Source organism: Ferrovum myxofaciens (assembly GCF_000735045.1).
GTDB classification, from domain to species: domain Bacteria; phylum Pseudomonadota; class Gammaproteobacteria; order Burkholderiales; family Ferrovaceae; genus Ferrovum; species Ferrovum myxofaciens.
The window spans coordinates 1-253 of the sequence record NZ_JPOQ01000409.1 but is presented as its reverse complement, the minus strand read 5'-3'; the positions used below and the strand labels follow the sequence as shown (position 1 = coordinate 253).

Sequence of the window (253 nt, the reverse complement as noted above, 5' to 3'; positions counted from 1 at the left end):
TCCACGCGATAGATCTGGCCGATCAGATTCAGCGCAATTTCAGCACGCTCTGGTTCCACGCCGCGGGCATTATGAAACTTGCGTCTGCTGTGAACCCAGCATTGGGCATGGGTCAATCCCAACTGGATTGCATATTTGGCATAAGCCCCATAGCCATCCGTCAACAGGACTGCATCTGCTGGGGCATGCTCACTCTGGAGGGCCTGGGCCACCCGCTTATGCTGGCGATCCGGGTAGAACAGGAAACAGATTT

1 protein-coding gene is annotated in these 253 nt (G+C 55.3%); it reads right to left on the bottom strand.

Translation table 11 applies throughout. The features are described from left to right. The coding region (locus tag IV91_RS16305; protein ID WP_035418669.1) for an IS66 family transposase at positions 1 to 253 on the bottom strand (253 nt) is incomplete at both ends.